The organism is Bacteroidota bacterium (genome assembly GCA_020161395.1).
In the GTDB taxonomy this organism is placed as follows: Bacteria; Bacteroidota; Ignavibacteria; order Ignavibacteriales; family Ignavibacteriaceae; genus UTCHB3.
On sequence record JAIUOE010000017.1, the window covers coordinates 18,822 to 27,437 of the forward strand.

Genomic DNA, 8,616 nt, shown 5'->3' on the forward strand with positions numbered 1-8,616 from the left:
TTAGAGTTTCCCGACCTGCAGTTTATTATTATTTTAGGGAATTAAATTTTAATTATTCTTTTATTCCTCTTACTAACCATTAATACCGGAGATCAAATGGCTAATAAACTGGGAATCAGAGGCTACGATTATGTCGAGTTTTTTGTCGGTACGGCAAAAATATGGGCATACTGGTTTGCCAAAGCTACCGGCATGAAAATTACCGCTTATTCAGGTCCTGAAACCGGAGTGAAAAACAAGGTTTCCTACCTTCTGCAAAAAAACAATCTCAAAATTGTTGTTACATCACCCGTTAAACCTGAAAATTACGAGATTTACAACTTCCTCCAACGCCATGGTGACGGAGTAAAAAGATGGACTCTCAATGTAAATGATGTTGAATATGCGTTTAATCATGCCATTACCAACGGAGCGATTCCCACAATAAAGCCAAGGGAAGTGAAGGATGAAAACGGACTCTATTTTGAAGCAGCGATAAAACTCTATGATGATGCCGAAATCTCATTCGTTAATCACGACGAATATAAGGGACTTTTCCGACCCGGATTTGGTGAACCTGTTCAAAATTATGAAGTTGAAACTCACGAAACAGGTCTTCAAATAATTGATCATATCGTCGGGAATGTACGCGAAAATGAAATGAATTTCTGGGTTGACTACATGAATGCATCCCTCAGTTTTGAAACTTTTGTCGATTTTAAAGCGGGCGACATTGGTACACAGTATTCCTCACTCCTGTCCAAAGTTGTAAGATCTGAGGACAGCATAATCCGAAATCCCGTGAATGAACCTTACAAAGGATTGAAAAAATCGCAGATTGAAGAGTATATCGAAGAGTTTTGCGGGACGGGAATTCAACACATCGCCATCAGAACAGATAATATCATTGAGACTATTTCAGCAATGAGAAAAAATGGAATTGAGTTCCTGAGTACTCCGCCTGACACCTATTATCAGATGTTGAAGGAAAAAGACCTCAAGGTTGAAGAAAACATTGACGAACTGAAACATTACGGCATTCTTCTTGATCCCGAAAGTGACGGTTATTTGTTGCAGATTTTCACAAAACCCGTCGGTGACAGACCTACATTTTTCTTCGAAGTAATTCAGAGAAAGGGTGGAAGCCAGGGGTTTGGAAAAGGTAACTTCCAGGCACTCTTTGAAGCGATCGAGAGAGATCAGGCAGCAAGAGGAAACTTTTAATCAAGAGGAGAGAACAGAATGCCATTTTATTATAAACTTGGTGAATTGCCTCCCCGCAGGCATACCACATTTTACAAACCAGATGGAAAATCACTTTACAGGGAAGAACTTTTCAGTACGAGGGGCTTCTCGGGAGTATATTCCAACAAATATCATTTTCACATTCCTCCTCAGGTAAAGGAAATCAGGGAAATTTTCCCATTTACTACAAAGGACTGGGAAGATGCTCCGATTCAGTACTATCACTTCGTGACAGGGAGAAAAACAACACCGGGTAATATTCTCACCGCCCGTCAGTCGTTTATGAGAAATTCAGGATGCAATATCTCCACTGCCCATATTACAGAGGAAGCTGATTTCTTCTATAAAAACTCACAGATGTCAGAACTGATATTCGTCCACCATGGTAGCGGGAAGATGTATTCCGAATATGGTGTCATTCCGTTTCAGCAGTGGGACTACCTGATCATCCCTAAAGGGACGGTTTACCAGTTGAAGTTTGACTCGTATGATAAGGTGAAACTCCTTATAATTGAATCACTTACACCCTTTGAAATACCAAGGCACTTCAGGAACGAATATGGTCAGTTGACAGAAGATGCACCATATTACGAAAGAGATTTCAGACCACCTTCACACCTCGAACCAAATTTTGAGGAAGGGGACTACAAAATGATTGTCAATCTGAACGGCAGACATTTTGAATATGATGTACCTCATCACCCTTTTGATGTTGTCGGGTGGGATGGATTTTTATACCCCTATGCGTTTAACATCAAGGACTATGCTCCAAAAGTCGGACGGCTCCACCTGCCGCCGCCTGTCCATCTTCTCTTTTGGACGAGCAATTTTGTAGTGTGCAATTTCTGCCCGAGATTGTTCGACTTCGATCCACAGGCAATACCTGCTCCTTATTTCCATACAAACATAGACAGCGACGAAGTGATCTATTATGTGGATGGCGACTTTATGTCGAGAAAGAGCATCAGCGAAGGGTCGGTTACACTTCACCCGATGGGAATTCCACACGGACCTCAGCCGGGGAAAACAGAGGCTTCAATTGGAGCAAAAGAAACTTTCGAATATGCGGTCATGATTGATACTTATGCACCACTTCGACTAACTGAAAATGTAAAAGATACACTCATCGAAGGATATGAAAATTCCTGGCTTGAGGTGTAATTAAATACCGGATACAACAATGATCAAACTACCTGAACACATAAAAAATCTTACACCATATAAAGCAGGGAAGCCGATTGAGGAACTCGCAAGAGAAAAAGGGCTTACCAAAATTGTTAAGCTCGCTTCCAACGAGAATCCCCTCGGTCCGTCTCCGCTTGCTCTCAAGGCAATCGCTGAAAATCTCGGTGAACTTCACCGATACACCGATCCCAAATGTTACTCACTCACGAAAAAACTGGCTCAATATTATGAGGTCGATCAGGATCGAATAATCGTGGCGAGCGGTTCAGATGCGATTTTGCAATATATTATTTCGGGAGTCTGTGAAACAGGCGATGAAGTAATCACCTCACAGGGCACATTTATTGGCTGGTATGTGAACGCAGACAAGTATAATATTAAATGTGTAAAAACCCTAATGGATGATTTTACATACGACCTTGATGCTGTTCATGACGCGATTAACCCAAAAACGAAAATTATCTATCTGGCAAATCCGAATAATCCCACTGGGACAATGTTCACCAGGGCTAAATTTGATGAGTTTCTTGCCAGGGTTCCTGAATCCATACTTATTGTTCTGGACGAGGCATATACACTCTATGCCCGTGAAAACCCGGAGTATCCTGACGGTTTAAAATACGAAAAGCAAAATTTGATGGTGCTTCGCACATTCTCAAAAGATTACGGCTTGGCAGGTTTGAGAATTGGAGCGGGATGTGGCGATCCGCAGCTCATTCAGTCGCTCTACAAAGTGAAACTTCCCTTCGAACCAAACATGCTTGCCCAAATTGGAGCAATGGCGGCTTTGGGGGACACAGAATTCCTGAAACGGACAGCGGAACTGAACAAATGGTCCTTAAACCGGTTCAGACAGGCTTTTGATGAGATTGGAATCAGATACACCAAATCGGTCGGTAACTTTCTTATGCTTATTTTCCCTGACGAAAGCACCGCAATTCAGTTTAATGATGAGTGCCTGAACAGGGGTCTTATACTCAGGCATACAGGCTCTTTTGGCGTTCCAAACGGAGTCAGAATAAACTCGGGTACAGAGGAGGAGACTGAGTTTGCAATTCAGATTATTGTGGAAGTAATGGAACTGATTAGGGAGAAAGCCTGAAGTTTAAGGACTGTCTCCAAAATCCGAAACAAAACCACCTGTTTTTTAATAAAGAGAATGTAATGAAATTAGTTAGTTATCTAAAAGACTCGAAGTTTAGAGCGGCACTTCTTATAAATGATGTTATAGTCGATATTGAAGACGGCCCAGTTTCGACAGGAAAAAAACTGCCCGCTTCCATGAAAGAGCTTCTCGAAGTTTGGGGTGATGCTTCGGGAATTCTTGAAATGATCATCAAAAATTTCCATTCGGGAAATATTGGCGGTATTCCTGCCGGAGAGGTCACGATTGGTCCTCCCGTTCCGAATCCCGCCTCCTGCCGCGACGGGTATGCATTCCGTCAGCATGTGGCAACGGCGAGAAGAAACAGGGGAGTTCCGATGATTGCCGAATTCGATCAGTTTCCCGTCTTCTACTTCACAAATCACAATGCGATCTATGGTGGCGGTGACCTCATTGTAGAATCGGATCATCTGCAAAAACTTGATTTTGAACTGGAAGCAGCCATTGTAATTGGCAGGCACGGTAGAAATATCAAATCCTATGAAGCCGACAATTATATAGCCGGATACATGATAATGAACGATTTTTCCGCCAGAGTTCTGCAGATGGAAGAGATGCTGCTTAATCTCGGACCCGCAAAAGGGAAGGATTTCGCAACTGCAATCGGACCGTGGCTAGTTACTCCGGATGAGCTCGAAGGAAGAAAAATTGCCACACCTTACGGTGACAAATTTGATCTGGCGATGAAAGCCAGACATAATGGAAAGCTTATCTCCGAGGGAAATCTGAGTCAGATGGACTGGACTTTCGCTGAGTTGATAGAGAGAGCCTCATACGGCGTCGATCTTTATCCCGGTGACATAATCGGTTCCGGAACAGTCGGTACAGGCTGTTACCTTGAATTAAACGGTACCGCAGCGCTTGAAGCGAAGGAAAAAGGAGAAGACTTCACTCCAGTATGGTTGAAAGAAGGGGATGAAATCGAACTTGAAATTGAAGGATTGGGAAGACTTACAAATACAATCAGAAGATCGGTTGACGATTACAGCATCCTTGCGAAAAAGAAACTGATCCTTTAATAGTATGAAAATATAATCTCTTGGTTAATGAGATAACCGGATCGGGAAATTTTCTCCTTTTTCATACTGCATTTAGTTGTATCAAAAAATTTGGCGGGTATTCGAGTCCAATTGACTTCATTTCCGCACTCTGTTCTGTTAAAAGCGACGATACAACCCTGGTGATGCCGTCTTTCAGTTATAATTTCATTAACCGGTTCAAGGAAACTCTCCCTTTCGACAGAGATTCAACTCATTCTTTAACCGGAGCCTTGACTGAAGGATTCAGGAAGTATCCGGGTGTGGTCAGAACTTCTTCACCGTCTCATTCCTTCCTGTTCCTGGGTGAGGGGACGGGACTGTCCTGGTCGAACAATCCTGTCTCTCCTTTGGGGAAAGGTTCGATGTGTGAGATTATTCAGTCTAATGCCTCAGCAAGAATCGTAATGATCGGCTGTGGATTTGAATCCCTGACTCACCTGCACTACCTCGAAAACAGAGAGCAGTTGCCTTACATTCACATTAACCCGTGGGAGCATATGGGGGCAATGCCCTTGTCCTTGTCAAATTCGGGGGTTTATCCTGTAATTGAGTTTCCCGGGTGTGCGAAAGGATTCAGGGATTTTGAAAATTATCTTTTGGCGGATGGTGAACTGAAAAGCCTCTCCACCCGATTCAAGTTTTACATTCTTGAGCCTCTGTGGTTGAGGGATAAATTTGTTTCCTTTATTGATCGCAATCCATTTGTATTACTCTGTAAATCAGGTTGCAAAACCTGTCACTCAAGACTGATCCTTCAAAAATAAAAAATATATCGGAGAATTTTTAATGCCTCATAGAATTTTACTGCTTATGTTACTGTCCGTCTCAACATTGCTCTCTCAATCCGTCTTTTTTGATTTTGCGACTCTTGCGAGAAAAGACAGTTTTTACAATGAGTTAAAACTGAAAATCACGGAGTGCCAAAAACCGGCAAACTTTAAAAACGCTGATATTATGGCGAATGGTTTGTGGGCTGCAGAATTGACGATGGACAGGAGTCCCGAGTTTAAGGCTTTCCTCGGATCAATGATGGATTCTCTCATTAAATTCGACTCCGATATACAAAGGAGAATACTTCAAACGGCTTTCACACTCTACAGGGGTGAGTTTAAAGTGTCTGCTGAAAAGTTTGCGGGACAAACTTCAAATGTCAAACTTTTTGCGATGGCAGTTAATTACTGCGACCTTAGTGTATCAGAAATGCAGGAATACGAAAAACTTGCCAAAACAAAATTCGCAGGGGAACTGAATAACCCGATTCTTCAGGCACTGATCGGAAATCTCTCGATGAAAGCAAAAGGGGGAGAAAAACTTCCCCCGGTTACTGATCTCCTGAACTACGGAAAAGATACTTCTGTATTCAGGATGTTCATGTTTGTTCGTAATGACAGAAATTATGCCGGCAGAATTGTCTTCAGAAGGAAGAATGGCGAGTTTCTTCGGGACAATTCGGGTAAATTGGTGACACTACCGTATTTTGCCAGAGCACTTCCGAACATGCCCGGGTACCTTACTAACGGAAATTCACCGCAGGGGGTTTTCTCTGTAACGGGTGTTTACAATTCCGCAGCCAAGTTGATCGGACCTACTCCAAGGATAAGGTTGTTTATGCCTTCAGAAACCGATAACAACACATTCTACAATTCAAAAGCGAACCTTAAAGGGGAGAGCGATTCGATACTTTACAGGAAATTGTTCCCCGAAAGCTGGAGAGAATATTTCCCTGTTATGGAGTCTTTCTACGCAGGCAAGGCAGGCAGGTTCGACATTGTAATGCACGGAACCACTGTCGATCAGAGGTACTATCTTAAGGAGGTTTTTTATCCAAATGTACCGACTCACGGGTGTCTCAGCGGTATAGAATTATGGGACGATAAAGGAATTCTCATAAGCAGCGACCAGCAGAAACTGTTGGATATCTATTCTTCTCTCGGAAATCCAAAAGGGTTCCTTTACCTCATTGAACTCAATGACGAGAAAAGAACCGTAAGCGAAGAAGACATCGAAAAACTATTCAATTATACGGAAATCAAACTAAAATGATAAATACCAGGATATTAATGACATTGAGTGCCATCACACTGGCATTGTTTGGATTTTTGTCATCCTTTTTCTCCAAAGAACTGCTTGTTCACCTTAAAATCTCATCGAACGGGGCAGCCGACATGCTTATTCAGATTATGGCAGCACTCTACATGGGTTTCGCAATTATGAACTGGATGCAGCGGCAGGCAATTATCGGGGGAATTTATTCCAGACCACTTGCAATGGGGAATTTTTCTCACTTCCTGATCGGCACATTCGCTTTCGGAAGAGTCCTCTCTGAAAAACCAAACCTCCCGGGAATGTGGGTTCTTACTTCAATCTATTTTCTTTTTGCATTGTCATTTGGAATTGTGATGTTTTTTCATCCTGCGAAGAAGAGTGAGTGAAACTTCAACTTTTGAAGTAGTGAAGTAACGGAGTAACGAAGTAGCATCATAAATTTAAGGCTGCCCGCTGTAATTATCGGGCAGCCTTTTTTTGTATTATGGCAACACAAATTTTGACTTTAATTTATAGCCAATATTTTTACAATATTCAGTAAAACTGAATGAAAAAAAATATTTTTTTCCCCTCTTGACTTTAAATAAAATTATGATTACATTAAATAAACCTATTTATAATTTATTCCCGGAGCAAACGGAAACAAGCCCATACTAAAAAAGAAGAGTTGAAATTCTCTTCATGTCATTAAGAATCAACCTTTTCAGGGTGTTATCAGGGATAACTCCATTTTTCATATCTCTCTTCCCACCCCGGTTAAGCGCACCAGGCAAAAAATGGTTTACTTTACCATTTAGCTTATCAATTATTACCAGGACATTAGTCCAAAAACTATAAAAATTAATCGTGAGATTAAGATGAAAAAGATATTCCTATTTTTATTACTTATCGTTATTAATACCCTCCCCCATATATATGGGCAAATGGGTAAAACAATATTTCCTTACATCTCCTTCTTTGACGGATATGTAAACTACAGAATCCCTCCCTACGATTGGGGACAACCATTCGATCCCCAAGGCCTTCAACTCAGCACCAAAGAGATAAGCACAATGATGGATTCCCTTGGGATTACTCACTCAGTTTCTTGGGCGGATACGATTAGCACAAAACCCGGTGACTACAATCGTGTTCGAAAAATACTCGATATGCACCTCGAGTGGAGCTCCTTTACTCCTGAATTATTAGGAGTTGAAACCGGAAAATACCTAAAAGCCCAGGGACAGGACAGGGATAATTATCCCTTTCAGGTTGGAGCACCCAGCATTTTTAGCCTCGCTAAAATTGATAATTTTGGGTTTGGTACGGAGTACCAATCCAGTGCCTGGTTTATGAATTCACACCCTGATTTGATACCTTCCTGGGTTGGGACTAATATAACCGGGACTGATACAACTATAACAGTATCGCAAGTACCATACCATGTTCGGAAAGCGATTCGCTATAACAAAGAGGATATACTTAAAAGTTACATGATTTATGGAAAAGTAAACAGGATTCATTTCACAAATACCAATGAGCAGCACTACATTTCTCTTCGTGCAATGATCGATTCTGATACAACCAATGATACAACTGTTGTACTCAGAGTGCAACTGAAAATTGTTCCTGCATCCGGGGCTCAAGAATCAGGTAGTGTTTTTAATCCACAATTAAACACACATGGGGTTACAGGTAGTAACAATATGGAAAGTATCCCTGCCAGATCGATTGAAATGATTATCAGAAAGTCAGATTTATCATCAACAAATATGGAGTGGGTAACCTTAACTGATACAGCTTTTCATTTTAGAGAATATGCTTCAGACATTGTTGGCAAGGTCGTTGAAGTTGGTATCCGATATGAGGATAAAGTGACTACTTACATAGATGCAATCGCAATTCATGATGAACTGTATAATGAGTTTTTTAATGATCCGGGTCTTCAAAACACAATTAGTAACCAGATAACAACTA

At 41.5% G+C, this 8,616-nt stretch carries 8 protein-coding genes; all 8 read left to right on the forward strand.

Translation table 11 applies throughout. The annotated features are described in order from the left end of the window. The first annotated feature begins 96 nt into the window (after positions 1 to 96). A complete protein-coding gene (gene hppD, locus LCH52_16600) occupies positions 97 to 1,203 on the forward strand; it encodes a 4-hydroxyphenylpyruvate dioxygenase (GenBank protein MCA0390110.1) in 1,107 nt (368 codons plus the stop codon). A gap of 18 nt (positions 1,204 to 1,221) precedes the next feature. Then, positions 1,222 to 2,385 (forward strand): homogentisate 1,2-dioxygenase, encoded by a 1,164-nt coding sequence (locus tag LCH52_16605; GenBank protein MCA0390111.1) that lies wholly within the window; start codon positions 1,222 to 1,224, stop codon positions 2,383 to 2,385. Between the two features lie 19 nt (positions 2,386 to 2,404). Continuing rightward, positions 2,405 to 3,511: a histidinol-phosphate transaminase gene (gene hisC, locus LCH52_16610; protein ID MCA0390112.1), complete on the forward strand. Its 1,107-nt coding sequence runs from the start codon at positions 2,405 to 2,407 to the stop codon at positions 3,509 to 3,511. A 62-nt stretch (positions 3,512 to 3,573) separates the two neighbouring features. Further along, a complete protein-coding gene (locus LCH52_16615) occupies positions 3,574 to 4,593 on the forward strand; it encodes a fumarylacetoacetate hydrolase family protein (protein ID MCA0390113.1) in 1,020 nt (339 codons plus the stop codon). A 20-nt stretch (positions 4,594 to 4,613) separates the two neighbouring features. Continuing rightward, a complete protein-coding gene (locus LCH52_16620; protein MCA0390114.1) occupies positions 4,614 to 5,378 on the forward strand; it encodes an AAC(3) family N-acetyltransferase in 765 nt (254 codons plus the stop codon). A gap of 22 nt (positions 5,379 to 5,400) precedes the next feature. Further along, complete coding sequence (locus LCH52_16625; protein MCA0390115.1) at positions 5,401 to 6,657, forward strand: hypothetical protein; 1,257 nt, start codon at positions 5,401 to 5,403, stop codon at positions 6,655 to 6,657. After that, positions 6,654 to 7,046 (forward strand): hypothetical protein, encoded by a 393-nt coding sequence (locus tag LCH52_16630; GenBank protein ID MCA0390116.1) that lies wholly within the window; start codon positions 6,654 to 6,656, stop codon positions 7,044 to 7,046. Before LCH52_16625 ends, LCH52_16630 begins: the two co-directional genes overlap by 4 nt. 471 nt (positions 7,047 to 7,517) lie before the next feature. Continuing rightward, a partial coding sequence (locus LCH52_16635) for a hypothetical protein (protein ID MCA0390117.1) occupies positions 7,518 to 8,616 on the forward strand: 1,099 nt, incomplete at its 3' end.